Raw genomic sequence first — 17,817 nt, 5'->3', positions numbered from 1 at the left:
CCAACCGAATTGCTTGACGACCATAGAGCGTTGGAACCACCTGATCCCATCCCGAACTCAGTAGTGAAACGACGCATCGCCGATGGTAGTGTGGTGCTTCACCATGTGAGAGTAGGTCATCGTCAAGCTCCTATACGAACGCCCAGTTTGCGCAAGCAGACTGGGCGTTCTTCTATCTGCGCAAAAAATGGTGCGTGGTGGTGAGAGTCCCGGAGCGCCGGCCGCCGGAGCGCCGGCCGGAACATCGTCAAGCTCCTATACGAAACCCCAGATCGCACACGCGGTCTGGGGTTTCTTCTTTGCGGCTTGGAAAACAGAGCGAGAAGTCGTTCCTGCAAGCCCGTAGGGTGCGCTGCGCGCACCGGCTAAGACGCGGTAACCGCGGTGCGCACGGCGGCACCTACGGGATGGTGCGTTATCGGCATCAAGAAAAAGGCCACCTAAAGGTGGCCTTTGGTGTTTCTGAGGGGTCAATCGCCGCGGTATTCACAGCCGCTGGTGCAGGTTTCGTGGATGCGTACGCGCGACAGCTCCGGCAGCAAGGGCTTTACCTGTTGCCAGATCCACTTGGCCAGGACCTCGCTGGTTGGGTTTTCCAGGCCGGGGATTTCGTTCAGGTAGTTATGGTCGAGCTGTTCGTAGATCGGTTTGAAGATCGCCTTGATCTCGGAGAAGTCACGAATCCAGCCGGTATAGGGATCGACTTCACCTTCGATATAGATGGCGACTCGGAAGGAGTGGCCATGCAGACGACCACATTTATGGCCTTCTGGTACGTGCGGTAGGCGATGGGCCGCCTCGAAGATGAACTCTTTGAACAATTCCACTGAACAGCGCTCGCGTAAATGATTCCGCCTGACCGGCGTTAAGTCGCGCAGTTTAACAGGTATGAGTCGTTAGCCCCGTACTCCAGTGAAAACGCTCCTGTCAGAGTGCTTGCAGACGCTCTGTAAGTCGGCCGCTCTCGACCAGTTCGAGAAATTCGTCGCCGAGCCGCGCGCTCTCGGCCATCGCCTGGCGCCAGTAGCGTTCACGCCCTTCATCGTTGCTCAGGTAGCGCTTGAAGTCGGTACGATCCGGTAGCTTGCCGTGCGGCAGGCGTGCCAGGTAGTCGCGGGATGGTGCCAGTAGCAGTACGTCCTGCAGGCGGGTTCGGTCGCCACGGCGCCAGGGCATGCTCTTGTCGAACCAGCCGGGTATGACTCGGTCGGTGAAGTGCGGATAGAGCACGATGTCTTCGCCGTTGTAGGGCAGGTCGAGGTGGTAGTCAAGCAGGCCGCCGTCGCGATAGGCGCCTGGCTCCAGGCCAGGAATCTCGCGAATCGCCTCCATTACCATGGGAATCGAGCCCGACGCGAGCAGGGCGTGGCGCAGGTTTTCCGGCGTCAGTGCGTGGAAGTGCGAGCGGAAGTCGCTCAGCTGCGCGAGCGGCGGGACCTGCCGTGCATCATGCAGAATCACCCGGTCGAAATGACGGCCAAGGCGTTGGCGGGCCAGCAAGTTGTTACCGATCACCGAGGACAGGCCGAGGCTGAGCTTGCCGCGATGATCATGTTGCAGCAGGCCATGGCTCTTCACTACGACGATGTGCAGACGATAGTGTGGGTTGGCGATGATGGCGGCGTCCTGATCGGCGAGTAGCTCATTGAGCATCTGCCTGCAGCTGCCGGACACCTCGGCCATGCTCACGCCCTTGGCGAAGCGCTGAGAGGTGTAGAGCTCGCCGAGTCGTCGAATACCTGCTGCGGCGTCCGGCAGACAGGCGCTGGCGAAGCGCCAGGAACCGATGGAGGCGCCGATCAGGGCGCGCTCGCGGGGCGCACGAGGCAGCCAGTCCCCAAACAGTGCGAGATCCAGCCCCTGAATACCGATGCCCTTGGGGCCGCCTGCTGCGCCAGGCAGGATGCCGACGTCTGCCGGGCTCAGGCCATTCTGGCGAATGCGCGCCAGAGCTCTGGTACCAGCCTTGATGGTCAGGGCAGGGGATTTGATATGGATCGCGCTCATCGATGCCTCCTTTCGAACAGGCGATTATAGAGCCCTGAATAGGCAGGCCAAGCCACTTCACACGGTGAATGACGCAAGTGAATTCAGCTTGAATTAAGTGCTTGGGCCTACAGTGGCAGTCACTGATTCACTGCTGGAGAACCCCCATGAAACGATTGCTCAGCCTTGCAACACTTGCCACCCTCGTCAGCGCCGCTACCATTGCCCAGGCGCGTGATCTTGGTCCGGACGAGGCGCTGCGTCTGCGTGATGCCGGAACCATCAAGTCTTTCGAACAGCTCAATGAGGCGGCACTCGTTCAGCACCCGGGCGGGAGCATCGAAGAAACCGAGCTGGAAGACGAATACGGCCGCTATATCTATCAGATCGAGCTGCGCGACGCCCAAGGCGTGCAGTGGGACCTGGAGCTGGATGCCAGCACCGGGGAAATTCTCAAGAACCACCAGGACGATTGATGAAGTTTCGTCGTACCACCGCGCTGTTGCTGGTTCTGGCAAGCGGCCTTGCCAGCGTGCCGGGTATTGCGCGCGATCTTGATCAGGATGAAGCGCTGCGCCTGCGCCGCGAGGGTGTCATCATGCCTTTCGAGCAATTGATGCAGCACATCGGCAATGCCTACCCTGGCTCCACGCTGCTTGAGGCGGAGCTGGAAGAGGAGGACGGTGTGCTGGTGTATGAGGTCGAGATACTGACCACCTCGGGCGTGGTACGTGAGCTCGAACTGGATGCCCGCAACGGCAATATTCTGAAGGATGAGGAAGACGACTGATGCGCCTGTTGCTGGTGGAAGACCATGTACCCCTGGCCGATGAACTGACCGCCAGCCTGGCTCGCCAGGGCTATGCCGTGGACTGGCTGGCCGATGGTCGCGATGCGGCCTATCAGGGAGCCAGCGAGCCTTATGACCTGATCATTCTTGATCTCGGTCTGCCGGGCAAGCCGGGTCTGGAGGTGCTGCAGGAGTGGCGTGCCGGTGGCCTGGCCACGCCGGTGCTGGTGCTTACCGCGCGTGGCTCCTGGGCCGAGCGTATCGAGGGTTTGAAGGCCGGCGCCGATGACTACCTGACCAAACCCTTCCATCCCGAAGAGTTGGCCCTGCGTATCCAGGCGTTGTTGCGCCGCGCTCATGGCCTGGCCAACCAGCCGCAACTGGAGGCTGCCGGCCTGCAACTGGACGAGAGTCGCCAGTGCGTGACCTCGGGTGGTGAGGCCATCGACCTGACCGCTGCCGAATTTCGCCTGCTGCGTTACTTCATGCTGCACCCAGGACAGATCCTGTCCAAGAGTCACCTCGCCGACCACCTGTATGACGGCGAGACCGAGCGTGACTCCAACGTTATCGAAGTGCACGTCAACCGCTTGCGCGGCAAGCTTGGACGCAACGTGATCGAGACCCGCCGTGGACAGGGCTACCGCTTTACCGGAGAGCAGGGTTGAGGTCCATTCAGCGCCGGCTCGGCATTGGCCTGGCCGCGACGCTGTTGCTGGCCGGACTGGTTCTGGCGCAGGCCAGCCTCTGGGTCTTCGACCGTGGTCTGCGCGCCTATCTGGAGGAAGACCTGCGTGACGAGGCGCAGGGGCTGCTGACGGCGCTGGTGCGAGGGCCGTCTGGCCTGCAACTGGATGAGCGACGTCTCGATCCCTCGTTCCAGCGGCAGTTCTCCGGGCATTACTTTCGCATCGACTTTGCCGATGATCGTAGCTGGCGTTCGCGCTCGCTGTGGGATCGTGAACTGCTCAAGCCCAATGGCACGGGCATGCAGGCCGAGCTGGGCGATGGCCCGCAAGGCCAACTACTACTGATCTACCGCGCCGACTACCGCCGCTACGGCGAGAATCTGTCGATCAGCGTGGCGCAGGACTACCAGCCAATACTGCAGAGCTTTCGTCGCATGCAGTGGGTCGGACTCGGCCTGGGTGGTGCGGCGCTGCTGCTGATCCTGATCGCCCAGCGCTACACCGTGCACCGCGCATTACGCCCGCTGGAGCAAGTGCGCCGGCAGATCGCGCAGCTGCAGCAGGGCCGGCGTACTGACCTGGATGCCGAGGTGCCCGAGGAGCTGGAGTCGCTGGTGGCACAGATAAACCACCTGTTGGCGCACACGGAAGATACCCTCAAACGCTCGCGCAATGCTCTGGGCAACCTGGGTCATGCGTTGAAAACGCCGCTGGCTGTGTTGATCAGCCTGGCCGGTCGCGAGGAGTTGGCCGCGCATCCGGCGTTGCGCGCGAGCATGCGCGAGCAATTGGAGCAGATCGAGCAACGCCTCAGCCGCGAGCTGGGGCGCGCGCGCCTGGCTGGTGAGGTGTTGCCGGGGGCACGCTTCGATTGCGCGCAGGAGTTGCCAGGGCTGTTCGACACTTTGTCGATGATTCATGACCGTGGCCTGAGTCTGGAGTGGCAGGCGCCGCCGGGGCTGGTACTACCGCGTGACCGTGAAGACTTGCTGGAGTTGCTCGGCAACCTGCTGGACAACGCCTGCAAATGGGCCGACCAGCGCGTGCAGTTGACGGTGGAGGAGAGCGCCGAGGGCTATCGCTTATGTGTTGATGATGACGGTCCCGGCATTGATGTCGAGCGCCGTGAGGCCGTGCTGGGCCGCGGTACTCGCCTGGATGAACAGGTGGCGGGGCACGGTCTGGGCCTTGGTATCGTGCGCGATATCATCGAGGCCTGGCATGGCCGTATCGAACTGCAGGACAGCCCACTGGGAGGGCTGCAAGTGATGGTCAGCTTGCCACGGCGTTGAGCCAAGGTTAGACGAGCCATCGCTGGTGGATTACGTGGCGCGATAAGTTCGCTGGCGTTTGCGAGCGCTGTGTTCAGCGCCGCTAATCCACCCTACGAATCCCTTACATCCCGTTGGCAAAAGCCGGGTTGTCGAAGCTGATGGCGGCGCGTACCGGCTGCAGGGCGTGGGCGTAACGCACCAGCACGTCGAGCGCGTAATCGATGCGGGAGCGGATTCGTTCATCGGCCTCGTCCACCGCCTGTGGACCGTTCAACACCTTCTCGACCTGACGCACGATCAAGTGCTCCGGCAAATAGCACAGGCGGCAGTTCTTGTAACTGGAGGCGCGCAGTTCGCCGATCGGATAGGCCCCACCGATGCCGGAGGACACACCCACCAGCAGGCCCGGTTTGTGCGCCAGTTCGGCCTTGCTGGCGTAGATGAAGAAGTTCTTGATCGCCGGGCAGGCCATGCCATTCCACTCCGGCGCAATGATCACCACCGCGTCGGCGGCAGCCAGTTGCTGTTGGTACATGCCCCAGGGACCGGCATCTTCAGCGGGCCACAGCGGTAGCGGTGCCAGGCCCAGATCGATGATGCTGCTGGTGTCCTGGGTGGTTTGACCCATCTCGATCAGGCGCTGACGCAGTACGCGAGCGACCTTTCCCGATTGGCTGTTGTTGCGGCTGGAACCGGCGACCAAGGCGATATTTAGCATGTTGCTTCCCCCAAAAAAGAACGCAGGCTAGGCGATTGCCTGCCTGCGCCGCAAGGGAAGCGCCGCCAGATCGAGGATGATTTGGCGTCATTCTCATATCTGGCTAGCTTGGGTTTTCGGTGCGCGTGGCTCACCCTACCTGACGTCACACGCGGAACTGGTCCATCAGGCTCTGCTGGTGATTGGCCAGGCGATTGAGGTTCTGGCTCACCTGCGCCGACTCGTCGGCCTGCGCGGTGATGGCCTCGGTGACATCGCGGATCGAGGCGACGTTGCGGTTGATCTCCTCGGCTACCGAGCTCTGTTCCTCCGCCGCGCTGGCGATCTGCAGGTTCATGTCGGTAATGGTGCTGACCGCCTGGCTGATGCGCTGCAGCGCGGCCACGGCCTGCTGCACCTGCTCGACGCTGCCCTGTGCCTGGCGATGGCTGCTGTGCATGGTGCTGACTACCTCGCGCGTGCCGCTCTGCAGGCCTTCGATCACCTGGCGGATTTCCTCGACCGAATCCTGGGTGCGTTTGGCCAGGTTGCGCACCTCGTCGGCGACCACGGCAAAACCGCGACCGGCTTCACCGGCGCGCGCGGCCTCGATGGCGGCGTTGAGGGCGAGCAGGTTGGTCTGCTCGGCAATCGAGCGGATCACTTCCAGCACCGAGCCGATCTGCTCGCTGCTGCTGGCCAGGCCTTCGACTTCCTGCATGGCCACGTTCATTTCATTGGCCAGCAGGTCAATGGTGCTGGTGGTGCGATCGATCACCTGCAGGCCTTCGCGGCTGGCCTGGTCGGCGTTGCGCGCGGCTTCTGCGGCCTGCGCCGCGTTGTGGGCTACATCCTGGGCGGTGGCGCTCATTTCCTGGAAGGCGGTCGCCACCTGGTCGACCTCGCGGTACTGCTGCTGCATGCCGGTGCTGGTCTGGCTGGCGATGGCCGCCGACTGATCGGCCGTGCTACGGGCGTCGATCACACTGTTCTTCACGTCGGCGATGATCGGCTGCAGTTTATCGAGGAAGCGGTTGAACCAACTGGCCAGCTCGCCCAGTTCATCCTGCCGGGCGTATTGCAGACGGCGGGTAAGATCGCCTTCACCGCTGGCGATGTCCTTGAGCATGGCGGCAACTCCAAGAATCGGCCGCGTTACGCCGCGTGCCGTTAGCCACATCAGCAGCAGGCCGGCGATCACCGCGACAAGCCCCATCAGCAGGGCCACCAGACTGTCACTGGCTCGGTTGGCATCGAGCTGTGCGCCCAGCTTGATGGCACGTTCGAGCAGCACTTGCTGTGGGACTTCGAGCAGCACCGACCAGGGCTTTGACTCGGGAATGGGTTTGAAAGGGCTGAGTTCACGGAGCATGTCACCGTGGCGCAATTCGGCATCGCTACCGCTCTGGATAAGGCCGCGCAGTTCGCTGGCGTTGTCGGGAAAGGCGCGCTCGACCGGCTGGCTCAACAGGCTGCCGTCGCGGCTGTTGCCCGCCAGCAAGGCGCTGGGGCTGAAGATACTGATATGGCCCTGGCCGTCGTACAGCTCACGATTGGCCTCCTGGCTGATCTGCTGCAGGCTGGCCAGGCTGATATCGACGCCCATCACGCCGATGATCTTGCCGTCGAGTTCCAGCGGGAAGGCGATGCTCGTCATCAGCGTCTTCTGCCCGCCGACCTCGTCGTAATAAGGCTCCAGTACGCAGGGCTGACGTGTCTCGCGCGGGCAGGTGTACCAGGCGTTGTAGGCCACGCCGTTGTCACCAGGCGTGGTGTCGCCGAGTAATTCTTCGGTCATCGCCTCGGCTTCCAGCTTGCCGACCGTGGGCTGTGCCCAGTACAGCGCGAAGCGCCCTGCATCATTGCTGCCCAGGTCGGGCTGGTCAGCGAATAGCTCGTCCTTGCCGTCCAGAGCGTTGGGTTCGAACACCAGGTACAGGCCGAGCAGGGCCGGGTTGGCTTCCAGGCTGCTGCGCACCTGACGGGTCAGGTCTTCACGCAGATCGAAGGCATCGAGGAAGCGCTTCTCAGCCTGCTCACGCAGAAACAGGATCTGCCGGGAAAATCCTTTGCCGTATTGGTAGGCGTCCATGAAGTAGCGCTGGATACGGATTGCCTGCAGCTCGCCACGAGCTTTCAGGCGCAGCTTGGCGCTTTCCTCCAGCATGCCGGAGCTGGCCTCGCGCACCAGGCTGGCGCTGCGGCTGGACTGATACTGCGACGCGCCTACCAGCAGGGTGACGATCGCAAGCAGGCACAGGCCAGCGAGCAGGGTGATCTTCCATTGGATCGAAAGACGACTGAACAGCATGGTGTGTTCCTTTCTGCATGGACTAATACGGTTATCGGTGTACGGCCCGCTTTCTTGACTGGCGCGGATTATGGTCGAAATTATGCACGATTTGATTGATATTATGAACGATTGCCTGCTTTGACAGGATAGTCCGCATCCGGCAGAGTACGCGGCTTTTTGTGCCGGCCGGGCCGGAAAGTTTGAAGGTGGAGTGCTTTATGAACGCTGTAATCGCTGCGGTCGGCATCATGCTGGTCCTTAGCCTCTGTCGCGTACACGTGGTCGTGGCACTGATCATTGGTGCGCTGGCCGGTGGCCTGTTGGGTGGGCTAGGCGTCGAGGGCACGCTGAAAGCGTTCAACCAAGGGCTCGGTGGCGGTGCGACGGTTGCCCTGTCTTACGCGCTGCTGGGCGCTTTCGCCGTGGCCATTGCCAAGTCGGGCCTGGCTCACGCCCTGGCGGACAAGGCGCTGGCGCTGGTCGACAAACAGCAAGATGGTGCTGGCGGTGCGCTGAAATGGCTGCTGATCGCGCTGCTGCTGGCGGTGGCGATCTCCTCACAGAACCTGGTGCCGATCCACATCGCCTTCATTCCTCTGCTGGTACCGCCGCTGCTCTATGTGCTGAGCAAGTTGCAGCTCGACCGCCGCTTGATCGCCTGCGTACTGACGTTCGGCCTGATCACGCCGTACATGTTCCTGCCGGTCGGTTTTGGCGGCATCTTCCTCAACGAGATCCTGCTGGCCAACGTGGCCAAGTCAGGTGTCGACGTCACGGGTATCAGCATCACCCAGGCCATGGCGATTCCGGCGCTGGGCATGCTCTTCGGTCTGCTTGTGGCGGTGCTGTTCAGCTATCGCGGCAAGCGCACCTATGATCTGGAAAAGGTCGCGCAGGCCGAGCGCGTGGACGTGCAGTACAACCCGTTGAGCCTGCTGGTGGCGGGGCTGGCCATCGCCGCGGCGTTCGTCGTGCAGCTGTGGCTGGACTCGATGATCATCGGCGCTCTGGTCGGCTTCGTGATTTTCTCGGTGTCCGGCGTGGTGCGCTGGAAGGAAGCGGACGGTCTGTTCACCGAAGGCATGAAGATGATGGCCATGATCGGCTTCATCATGATCGCCGCCGCCGGTTTTGCCGAGGTGATGAAGACCACTGGTGAGGTCAAGACGCTGGTTGACAGTTCGGCAGCCTTGATCGGTCACAACAAGGCTATTGGCGCGTTGCTGATGCTGCTGGTCGGGCTGTTGGTGACCATGGGTATCGGCTCGTCCTTCTCGACCATCCCGATCATCGCAGCGATCTTCGTGCCGTTGGGTGTGCAACTGGGTTTCAGCCCGCTGGCTATCGTCTGCATCGTCGGCACTGCCGGTGCCCTGGGCGACGCCGGTTCACCCGCTTCGGACTCGACGCTGGGGCCAACTTCGGGTTTGAACGCCGATGGCCAGCACAATCATATCTGGGACAGCGTGGTGCCCACCTTCCTGCACTACAACCTGCCGCTGCTGGCGTTCGGTTGGGCTGCCGCTATGCTGCTGTAAAGGCGTAAACAGACGCCGGATTAAGTTCTCGGCGCCTTGGGTCGCTTAATTCTTCCACGGGGTTGCCGATACATCGGTAGCCCCGTTTTTGGTTTCGCACACAAGGACAATAAGAATGCGCCTGACACTGAAAGCCAAGGTCATACTGCTTGCGCTGGTTCCCGTGATCCTTTTCGCGCTGGTGCTCAGCGGTACGGCGGCGAGGGTGTTGCAGAATCTGGCTGCTGACGAAGTGGCCGAGACGCGCGAGCGTCTGCTGCAGGAGAAACGCAGCGAGCTCGAGCATTACATCCAGATCGCTCTAGGTTCCGTCAAAGGGCTCTACGATGGCGCCGCGCAAGGCGACATGGCCAGTCGCGAACAGGCCATCGGCATCCTCTCGAAGATCAAGTACGGTGCCGACGGCTACTTCTTTGGTCATGACTCCAACGTGGTGCGCCTGTTCCGTGGCGACAGCCCGGTGGATGTCGGCAAGAGCCTGGCCGACCGGCGCGACCCGAACGGTGTGTACATCAACCGTGAGCTGGTCAATGTGGCTAAGAACAACAGCTACTTCGTCAACTACTCCTCGCCGCTGCCGGGTAACGAATCGGTAATGGTGCCCAAGCTCGCCTACAGCTACTACCTGCCCAAATGGGACATGGCTCTCGGCACCGCGCTCAACCTCGACGGTATCGAAGCGCAGATCGTCGAAGTACAGTCCGAAATCGATCGCCGTATCGGCACCATCATTACCAGCATTGTGGTAGTCGCAGCGATCCTGTTGCTGGTGTTCGGCGTGATCGGTGTCTGGCTGGGTAACGCCTTCCTGCGTCCGCTACAGCAGATCAAGGCCAACCTCGACGATATCGCCGCAGGCGAGGGCGATCTGACCCGCCGTCTGCCCGTCACCAGCCAGGACGAGTTGGGCCAGTTGGCAGGTTCCTTCAACCGTTTTGTCGAGAAGGTGCATGGCCTGGTGCGGCAGATCGTCGAAATGACTGGGCAGCTCACCGAGCTGGTGGGCCAGGTTTCGGAACAGGCACAGCGCTCCGAGCAGGCCATGGGGCAGCAGCGTCACGAGACCGACCAGGTGGCTACGGCGATCAACGAAATGTCCGCCGCCGCTCACGAAGTCGCCAAGAGCGCGCAGAATGCCGCCGAAGCCGCGCAGCAGACCGATCGCGAAGGCCAAGCGGCCAAGAGTGTGGTCGATGGCAGCATCCAGCGTATTCACTCGCTGGTGGAAGATATTCGCAGCAGCGGTGTCTCGCTCGATAGCTTGCAGCAGGACGTGCAGTCCATCGTTAGCGTGCTCGATGTGATCCGCTCCATCGCCGAACAGACCAACCTGCTGGCGCTCAACGCGGCCATCGAGGCGGCGCGTGCCGGTGAGGCCGGGCGTGGTTTTGCCGTGGTCGCCGATGAGGTGCGCGCCCTGGCCAGCCGCACGCAGCAGAGCACCCAGGAAATCCAGGGCATGATCGACCGCCTGCAGCAGGGTACGCAGCAGTCGGTGACCTCGATGCGTCGCTCCAGTGACGCTGGCGAGCTGACCAGCGAGCAGGCCAACAAGGCCGGCGAGTCGCTCGATGCCATTGCCCAGCTGATCGCCACCATCAATGCGATGAACGCGCAGATTGCCAGCGCCGCCGAGGAGCAGACGGCAGTAGCCGAGGAGATCAATCGCAGCGTGCATCAGATAGCCGTTGCCGTGGACAGCGTCGCCGATGAAACCGAACGTGGTGCGCAGACTGCGCGCAGCCTGGCCGGCCTGGGCGATCGTCTCGGCGCGCTGGTGCGTCAGTTCCGTATCTGAGTCAGTGGGTAGCTCCAGCGACTGAATGCATCGCTGAGCAACTCGATCCAGGCGCGGACAGCCGGCGACATGCCGCGCCTGTGGGTGTAGGCCAGCTGGACATAGCCCTGAGGCACCGTCCAGTGCGGCAGCAATGAAACCAGGCTGCCATCGGCCAATTCCTCGTGGCAGTAAATGGTGGGCAGAAAGGTGATGCCCACTCCGGCCAATGCTGCCGATTTACGTATGGGAAAGTCGTCGACGGCCAGGCGTGCTTCCAGGGCGATCTCACGGGCCTCCTGCGTCGTGTTGTGATGAAAGCGCAGATGAATGCGCCGGTCGGCTCCAATAGCGCCTAGCGCTGGCAACTGCTGCAGGTCTTCCGGCTGCTCCAGGCGCAACCCGGCGACCAGATTCGGGCATGCCACCACACAGGCATGGGCGGGTATGAGGCGGCGAGTGATCAGGCCCGGTTCTTCATCATCGACACTGCGTACGCGCAGAGCGACGTCCACCGCCTCATTGAGCAGATCGATACGGCGGCTGGTTTGCACGACCTCCAGCTGCACCCTTGGATAGCGCTTCAGAAAATCGTTGATCAGATCGGGCAACAGGGCCAAGCCCGGTGGCGTGGAGAAGCGCACCCGGCCACGCGGCTCGCTGGTCAGGTTTGTGACAGTTTCCTCGGCCTGTTCCGCTTCCAGCAACATCGCCTGGCAATGGCGCAGGTAGCGTTCGCCGATATCGGTCAGCGCCAGCTTGCGTGTCGAGCGTTGCAGCAAGCGCGCGCCCAGGCGCTGCTCCAGCTCGGCGATTCGCCGCGACAGACGCGACTTGGGAATGCCCAACAGCCGCCCGGCCGCAGCGAAACCACCGGCTTCCACTACCTTGGCGAAGTAGAACAAGTCGTTGAGATCCTGCATTTTACTGTCCTATATGTGGGACGAAGCATCACGATTTTGCCATCTTATCGGTTATTGGGCTCATCGGTAGTATCAACTCCATTGTGCCGCTACGTCGCACCACTCTCTGGAGATACGCCATGAAACTACTGCACATCGATTCCAGCATCCTGGGTGATGCGTCCGCTTCCCGTCAGCTCAGCCGCTCTGTGGTCGAAGCCTGGAGTGTTGCCGCGCCGAATGCCCAGGTGACCTACCGTGACCTGGCCAGCGATGCGATCAGCCACTTCTCCGCTGCCAGCCTGGTAGCCGCCGGCACTCCGGCCGAGCTGCGTGACGCCGCGCAGAAGCACGAGGCCGAACTGGCCGAGCGCACCCTGGAAGAGTTCCTGGCTGCCGATGCCATCGTCATCGGTGCGCCGATGTACAACTTCAGCGTTCCCAGCCAGCTGAAGGCCTGGATCGACCGTATCGCCGTCGCCGGCAAGAGCTTCAAGTACACCGAGAACGGTCCGGTAGGACTGGCAGGTGGCAAGACCGTGGTGATCGCCTCCAGCGCCGGTGGTATTCACGCCGGCCAGCCGTCTGGCCAGGCGCATGAGGACTACCTGGTGCGCGTGCTGAATTTCCTCGGCATCGATGACATCGAGATCGTTCGCGCCGAAGGCCTGGCCTACGGCGAAGAGCCGCGCGCCGAAGCCATGAAAGGTGCTGCGCAGCGTATCTCCGAGCTGTTCGCCACTGCCTGAGCAGAGTGCTGAAACAACAAAGCCCGCAAAAGCGGGCTTTGTTGTTTCTGTAGCGTGTGCTCAGACGATGATGCCCTGGCTGCGCAGGTAATCGTCGTAGGTGCCGGAAAAGTCGGTCACGCCGTTATCCGACAGCTCGATGATGCGGGTGGCCAGGGAGCCAACGAACTCGCGGTCATGGCTGACGAAAATCAGCGTGCCCGGGTAGTTCTCCAGCGCCAGGTTGAGCGCTTCGATCGATTCCATGTCCAGGTGGTTGGTTGGTTCGTCCATCACCAGCACGTTAGGCTTTTGCAGGATCAGCTTGCCGAACAGCATGCGGCCTTGCTCACCACCGGAGATCACCTTCACCGACTTGAGGATCTCGTCGTTGGAGAACAGCATGCGCCCGAGGGTGCCGCGGATCACCTGCTCACCGGTCGTCCACTGGCCCATCCAGTCGAACAGGGTCACGTCATCTTCGAAATCGTGGGCGTGATCCTGTGCGTAGTAGCCAACCTCGGCGCTCTCGGTCCATTTCACCGAACCGGCATCCGGCTGCATTTCGCCGACCAGGGTGCGCAGCAGGGTGGTCTTGCCGATACCGTTGGGGCCGATGATCGCCACGCGCTCGCCGGCTTCGACGGTGAAGCTGAAGTTCTTGAACAGCACCTTGTCGTCGAAGGCCTTGGACACCTTCTCGATGGTCACGGCCTGGCGGTGCAGTTTCTTGGTCTGCTCGAAGCGAATGAACGGGCTGACGCGGCTCGACGGCTTGACCTCGGCCAGCTGGATCTTGTCGATCTGTTTGGCGCGGCTGGTCGCCTGCTTGGCCTTGGAGGCGTTCGCCGAGAAGCGGCTGACGAAGCTCTGCAGCTCGGAGATCTGCGCCTTCTTCTTGGCGTTGTCGGCCAGCAGCTGCTCGCGCGACTGGGTCGCGGCAGTCATGTACTCGTCGTAGTTGCCCGGGAACAGGCGCAGCTCGCCGTAATCCAGGTCGGCCATGTGGGTGCAGACCGAGTTCAGGAAGTGACGGTCGTGGGAAATGATGATCATGGTGCTGTTACGCGCCGTGAGGATCGTTTCCAGCCAGCGGATGGTGTTGATGTCCAGGTGGTTGGTTGGCTCGTCGAGCAGCAGCACGTCCGGATCGGAGAACAGGGCCTGGGCCAGCAGCACGCGCAGCTTCCAGCCGGGGGCGACTTCGCTCATCGGGCCGAAATGCTGTTCGAGCGGAATGCCCAGGCCGAGTAGCAGCTCGCCCGCGCGTGATTCGGCGGTGTAGCCGTCCATCTCGGCGAACTCACCTTCGAGCTCGCCGACTTTCATGCCGTCTTCTTCGCTCATTTCCGGCAGCGAGTAGATGCGGTCGCGCTCGGCCTTGACCTTCCACAGCTCCTCGTGACCCATGATCACGGTGTCGATCACGTTGAATTCTTCGTAGGCGAACTGATCCTGGCGCAGCTTGCCCAGGCGCACGTTCGGCTCGAGCATCACCTGGCCGCCGGAAGGCTCGAGGTCGCCGCCAAGAATTTTCATGAAGGTCGACTTGCCGCAGCCGTTGGCGCCGATCAGGCCGTAGCGGTTGCCGTTGTTGAACTTGACGGAAACGTTCTCGAACAGCGGCTTGGCGCCGAACTGCATGGTGATGTTAGCGGTGGAAATCAAAGGACTTACCTATCAATAACTTGAGGTGCGCTGTTTAAAGGGTGATACCGCTTTCGAGCCTTTCAGCCCGGCCCGAACCGAGGAAGACGAACCTGCGCATATGAGTGAACGCTACGCCCCTGCCGGCAGACGAGCCGATAAGGCTGGTGAGGCATGGGGGGAGTGTCGGGCATCGTGGCGCCGGTTGCCGTCGTTGGACGGAGCGACGTCGAAGCGCGCAATGGTATCACTTGGCACATGTAACTTCAGCCATCGCGGAGATTCACTGCAGCGTTTCGCCAGACGAAGCGCTGCATAAGCATACGGCGTAGGGGTAGGGGGCGCAGCGCGCAGCAGGGGGCGGCTGGCGCCAATGTTTTAAGGAGCCGCCTTCCACCCGTTACCACACGAATGGAGGCGGACCGTGCAAGGGTGGTAGACCGACCCACGAAGGACGTCGGCCAGGCCGAAGCCCGCCTCACACGGCCCGCCATAAATGCGCGAGAAAACAGCAGGCACAAAAAAAGCGCCTGCTCTCGACTATGGCGCTACCGTGCCTTCGTGTGAATCGGGCTACCACACCCGGTCACGGGATTGACCGTGACAGGGCGGTCTGTAGCCTGGGGGCGGGAGTAGGGCAAGGGTTGTTAGCGGCCCAAAGCGGTCACGGCATTTCCTCATAAAATAGAGGCGTTTTGGACGGGTTAGGTACGAACAGCATGGTTGTATCGAATGCCCGATCTCGCGTTCGCATTTGTATTCAAATGTTAGAAGTTCGGCTCACAGTGCTAGAAGCCACAATCTACGGGCCTGCGTAAGCAGTTTCTGTATTGATCATCAAAGTGGCCTGGGGCCTGGGAAGGAATATAATGGCGGCCCTTTGTCACTTCGGATCCATTGTGGACACATCAAGCCCCAGCGGTTGTAGGCGCTCTTCTGAAACAAAAACTGATGAGGTGATGCGGTGATCGAGCCGACCCTCACTCTCCTGTTCGGTACCCTCGTTATCCTGGCGATCATTGCGGCAAACGGCTATTTCGTCGCCCAGGAATTCGCCTACATGGCCGTCGACCGTACGCGGCTTGCCGTACTGGCTGCCGACGGTGATGCCTCCGCCAAGCGCGCGCTTGAAGTGACGAAGCGAACCAGTTTCATGCTGTCGGGTGCCCAGTTGGGTATCACCGTGACAGGCCTGATGGTCGGTTTCGTGGCCGAACCATTGGTTGGTCAGTCGCTCGGTGTTCTGCTGGGCGGGGTCGGCATTCCGTCCGAAGTTGGCGTAACCGTCGGTACGCTGCTTGCCTTGGTGGTTGCCACGATTATCCAGATGATTTTTGGCGAGCTCTATCCGAAGAACCTGGCAATCGCCAATGCCGATCCTCTGGCCAGAGGTCTTGCCCGCTCTACCCTGATTTACCTGACGGTATTCGGTTGGTTGATCGGCTTTTTCGACAAGTCGGCCAACCTGTTCCTGCACCTGCTGCGTATCGAGCCTGTCCATGATCTGGATGTAAGCGTCTCGGCTGATGACCTGCCGCGCATCATCTCTGACTCGCGTGACAGCGGAGACCTTCCTGTAGAGCTCTCGCTGATGCTGGATCGCATTCTTGACTTCCCCCAGCAGGACGTCGAACACGCCATGATTCCGCGGTCACAGGTTGACTGGCTCACGCCTGAGACGACGTTGGTCAAACTGCGCGAACTCATGGCCAGTGGTCATACCCGTTACCCCGTCATCCACGAGGACACCCCCGTCGGCGTTGTTCACCTCACGGATGTCCTGTTGCGACTATTAGCAGGGGATACTGAAGATACTGTTGAGTCGGTGATGAGACCGGCCACGGTTATGCCTACCCTCATGGCACTACCGGATGCCCTTGCTGAACTGATTCAGACCAATAACCAACTGGCCTGCGTCATCGATGAATACGGCAGCTTCGTGGGTGTACTGACTCTTGAGGACCTCGCCGAGGAAATCGTCGGCGAAATTACCGATGAGCATGATGAAGATAACGCCGATCCGCTCATGCCTGGCGGTGACGGCATCTGGATCATGGATGGCGATGTGCACCTGGACGAAGTCGAACGTGCGCTCGGCTATGACCTACCTCATGAAGAGGTTGAAACCATCGCAGGCCTGTTGATCGCGGAGCTGGGGGCTTTGCCCGCCGAAGGCGACACCGTGACGATAACCTTGCCTGAGGATCCCTCGGAGCTTGTTTCCGATCTGCCCGTGGCGCGTCAGCTAGTGATCGAGGTGCTGCGGGTTGAACGCTATGTACCGACGCAGGTGCGTGTCACGCTTGTCGAGACGATTAAGCAGGAGGAAGCGCAATGAATGATCCTCTGATCGTCACGTTGGTGACCATTGCCCTCATCGTGCTCAGCGCAATCTTCGTCATCATCGAGTTCGCGTTGCTCGGTGCGCGCCGTCACCGTCTCGAAGAGCTGGCGCCTACCAGCAGCTCTGCACGCGCCGCGTTGCGCGGCATGAACGACCTGACCCTGATGCTGGCTGGTGCTCAGCTGGGCATCACGTTCTGTACCTTCGCACTGGGCGCCGTGACCAAGCCTGCTGTCGACAACTGGCTCGGCCCGCTGCTGATCGTCTGGGGCGTGCCCGAGTGGGCGGCGGGTGGTGCGTCCTTCGCGCTCGCGCTCTTCGTGGTGACCTTCCTGCACTTGGTCGTTGGCGAGATGGCACCGAAATCCTGGGCGATTGCACACCCGGAACGTTCGGCACTTGCCGTGGGGCTCATATCACGCGCTTACATCTGGCCGTTGCGCCCCCTGATGAGGTGGGTCAACCGGATTGCGAACCGTCTGGTCAAGGCGTCCGGTGTAGAGCCTGTCGAGAGCGCTGCGGTGGGCGGGCAGGACATCGCCACCATTCGTAGACTCGTCGAGCACTCAGCTGAGGTCGGAACGCTTCAGCCTGGCCTTCAGCAGCAGATTTCCAGCCTTATTGATCTCGGCACCTTGCCGATCGAAGAGCTGGTAACGAGTAGCGCTGTCCCGGTGCATGTCACGTTTGATGCGTCCGTAGCGGATGTACGTGCCATCGCTGCTCAGTCAGGCCATCTGCGTATCCTGATACTTGGCGCCAGCGACAAGCTGCCTCTGGTCGTTCATCTGCGTGACACGCTGCTTGAGCCTGATACGCGTCCGGCGCGGGAAATCGCCCGCCAGGTTTTCGTTCTGGACGCGAAAACGCCGGTCTATGAGTCCCTGGCGCTCATGCGTAAGTCGAGCGTTCAGCTTGCGGTGGTCATGCAAGACGGGCAGTTGAAAGGGGTGGTAACGCTCGCGGACATACTGGAGCGTATATTGCCTCTTGCGACCGCCTCCTAGCCGGCTTTCCTGTCAGCCAGGTGTTCATGTGATCAGGCGTGTACTGACAGAGCTTGCCGTTGCTGAAGCCTGATGCATCAACACCTTCTGGCTTGTTGTTCTTCCAGCACAGGAGGGTTAGCTACCTCTGGCTAACCCTCCTGCA

Annotated in this window: 13 protein-coding genes, 1 rRNA gene and 4 pseudogenes; 11 read left to right on the top strand and 7 right to left on the bottom strand. The window is 61.4% G+C overall.

The window, feature by feature from the left end:
• Positions 1-12 precede the first annotated feature (12 nt).
• Positions 13-128: ribosomal RNA gene (gene rrf, locus RTH74_RS12095) — 5S ribosomal RNA — on the top strand.
• 342 nt (positions 129-470) lie between these two features.
• Here the strand turns inward: rrf and queD are convergent.
• Both queD and RTH74_RS12085 read right to left on the bottom strand, forming a co-directional pair.
• A complete protein-coding gene (gene queD, locus RTH74_RS12090; protein WP_119690949.1) occupies positions 471-827 on the bottom strand; it encodes a 6-carboxytetrahydropterin synthase QueD in 357 nt (118 codons plus the stop codon).
• A gap of 100 nt (positions 828-927) precedes the next feature.
• Positions 928-2,007, bottom strand: coding sequence for a patatin-like phospholipase family protein (locus tag RTH74_RS12085; protein WP_316914812.1), 1,080 nt, complete (start codon positions 2,005-2,007; stop codon positions 928-930).
• 146 nt (positions 2,008-2,153) lie between these two features.
• On the opposite strand from RTH74_RS12085, the gene RTH74_RS12080 reads away from it, so the two are divergent.
• The 4 genes from RTH74_RS12080 to RTH74_RS12065 are packed head-to-tail and all read left to right on the top strand — an operon-like array spanning position 2,154 to position 4,757.
• Complete coding sequence (locus tag RTH74_RS12080; protein ID WP_316914811.1) at positions 2,154-2,462, top strand: PepSY domain-containing protein; 309 nt, start codon at positions 2,154-2,156, stop codon at positions 2,460-2,462.
• Complete coding sequence (locus RTH74_RS12075; protein WP_143503967.1) at positions 2,462-2,776, top strand: PepSY domain-containing protein; 315 nt, start codon at positions 2,462-2,464, stop codon at positions 2,774-2,776. Before RTH74_RS12080 ends, RTH74_RS12075 begins: the two co-directional genes overlap by 1 nt.
• Positions 2,776-3,444 carry a response regulator transcription factor gene (locus tag RTH74_RS12070; RefSeq protein ID WP_099526819.1) on the top strand — a complete coding sequence of 223 codons (669 nt, stop codon included), beginning with the start codon at positions 2,776-2,778 and terminating at the stop codon, positions 3,442-3,444. Before RTH74_RS12075 ends, RTH74_RS12070 begins: the two co-directional genes overlap by 1 nt.
• On the top strand, positions 3,441-4,757 hold the full coding sequence (locus RTH74_RS12065) for an ATP-binding protein (protein ID WP_316914810.1): 1,317 nt from the start codon (positions 3,441-3,443) through the stop codon (positions 4,755-4,757). The genes RTH74_RS12070 and RTH74_RS12065 overlap by 4 nt, the downstream gene beginning before the upstream one ends.
• A gap of 103 nt (positions 4,758-4,860) precedes the next feature.
• Here the strand turns inward: RTH74_RS12065 and RTH74_RS12060 are convergent, their stop codons facing one another.
• The 3 genes and pseudogenes from RTH74_RS12060 to RTH74_RS24240 form a co-directional block, all read right to left on the bottom strand.
• Positions 4,861-5,457, bottom strand: a complete 597-nt coding sequence (locus tag RTH74_RS12060) for an NAD(P)H-dependent oxidoreductase (RefSeq protein WP_316914809.1) — start codon at positions 5,455-5,457, stop codon at positions 4,861-4,863.
• A gap of 145 nt (positions 5,458-5,602) precedes the next feature.
• Positions 5,603-6,115 (bottom strand): annotated as a pseudogene (locus tag RTH74_RS24245) (methyl-accepting chemotaxis protein); the annotation flags it as partial.
• A 393-nt stretch (positions 6,116-6,508) separates the two neighbouring features.
• Positions 6,509-7,528 (bottom strand): annotated as a pseudogene (locus RTH74_RS24240) (chemotaxis protein); the annotation flags it as partial.
• A gap of 419 nt (positions 7,529-7,947) precedes the next feature.
• Between RTH74_RS24240 and RTH74_RS12050 the strand changes: the two are divergent.
• The 3 genes and pseudogenes from RTH74_RS12050 to RTH74_RS24230 form a co-directional block, all read left to right on the top strand.
• Positions 7,948-9,267: a Na+/H+ antiporter NhaC family protein gene (locus RTH74_RS12050; protein WP_316914807.1), complete on the top strand. Its 1,320-nt coding sequence runs from the start codon at positions 7,948-7,950 to the stop codon at positions 9,265-9,267.
• A 115-nt stretch (positions 9,268-9,382) separates the two neighbouring features.
• Positions 9,383-9,907 (top strand): annotated as a pseudogene (locus RTH74_RS24235) (cache domain-containing protein); the annotation flags it as partial.
• A 159-nt stretch (positions 9,908-10,066) separates the two neighbouring features.
• Positions 10,067-11,065, top strand: a pseudogene (locus RTH74_RS24230) (methyl-accepting chemotaxis protein); the annotation flags it as partial.
• On the opposite strand, the gene RTH74_RS12040 reads toward RTH74_RS24230, so the two are convergent.
• Positions 11,050-11,967: a LysR substrate-binding domain-containing protein gene (locus tag RTH74_RS12040; RefSeq protein ID WP_316914805.1), complete on the bottom strand. Its 918-nt coding sequence runs from the start codon at positions 11,965-11,967 to the stop codon at positions 11,050-11,052. The pseudogene RTH74_RS24230 and the gene RTH74_RS12040 sit on opposite strands and share 16 nt — an antisense overlap.
• Before the next feature lie 119 nt (positions 11,968-12,086).
• On the opposite strand from RTH74_RS12040, the gene RTH74_RS12035 reads away from it, so the two are divergent.
• Positions 12,087-12,695, top strand: a complete 609-nt coding sequence (locus tag RTH74_RS12035) for an FMN-dependent NADH-azoreductase (RefSeq protein ID WP_125834312.1) — start codon at positions 12,087-12,089, stop codon at positions 12,693-12,695.
• Positions 12,696-12,755: 60 nt separating this feature from the next.
• Here the strand turns inward: RTH74_RS12035 and RTH74_RS12030 are convergent, their stop codons facing one another.
• Entirely contained in the window at positions 12,756-14,342 is a 1,587-nt protein-coding gene (locus RTH74_RS12030; protein WP_099526812.1) for an ABC-F family ATPase, read from the bottom strand.
• 943 nt (positions 14,343-15,285) lie between these two features.
• Between RTH74_RS12030 and RTH74_RS12025 the strand changes: the two genes are divergently transcribed.
• Both RTH74_RS12025 and RTH74_RS12020 read left to right on the top strand, forming a co-directional pair.
• Positions 15,286-16,659 (top strand): hemolysin family protein, encoded by a 1,374-nt coding sequence (locus RTH74_RS12025; RefSeq protein WP_316914804.1) that lies wholly within the window; start codon positions 15,286-15,288, stop codon positions 16,657-16,659.
• Positions 16,656-17,672 carry a CNNM domain-containing protein gene (locus tag RTH74_RS12020; RefSeq protein ID WP_017676643.1) on the top strand — a complete coding sequence of 339 codons (1,017 nt, stop codon included), beginning with the start codon at positions 16,656-16,658 and terminating at the stop codon, positions 17,670-17,672. The genes RTH74_RS12025 and RTH74_RS12020 overlap by 4 nt, the downstream gene beginning before the upstream one ends.
• Positions 17,673-17,817 lie beyond the last annotated feature (145 nt).

The organism is Pseudomonas sp. zfem001, from assembly GCF_032621725.1.
GTDB classification, from domain to species: domain Bacteria; phylum Pseudomonadota; class Gammaproteobacteria; order Pseudomonadales; family Pseudomonadaceae; genus Aquipseudomonas; species Aquipseudomonas sediminis.
The sequence above is the reverse complement of the archived record's forward strand: the minus strand, read 5'-3'. Positions and strand labels throughout refer to the sequence as shown.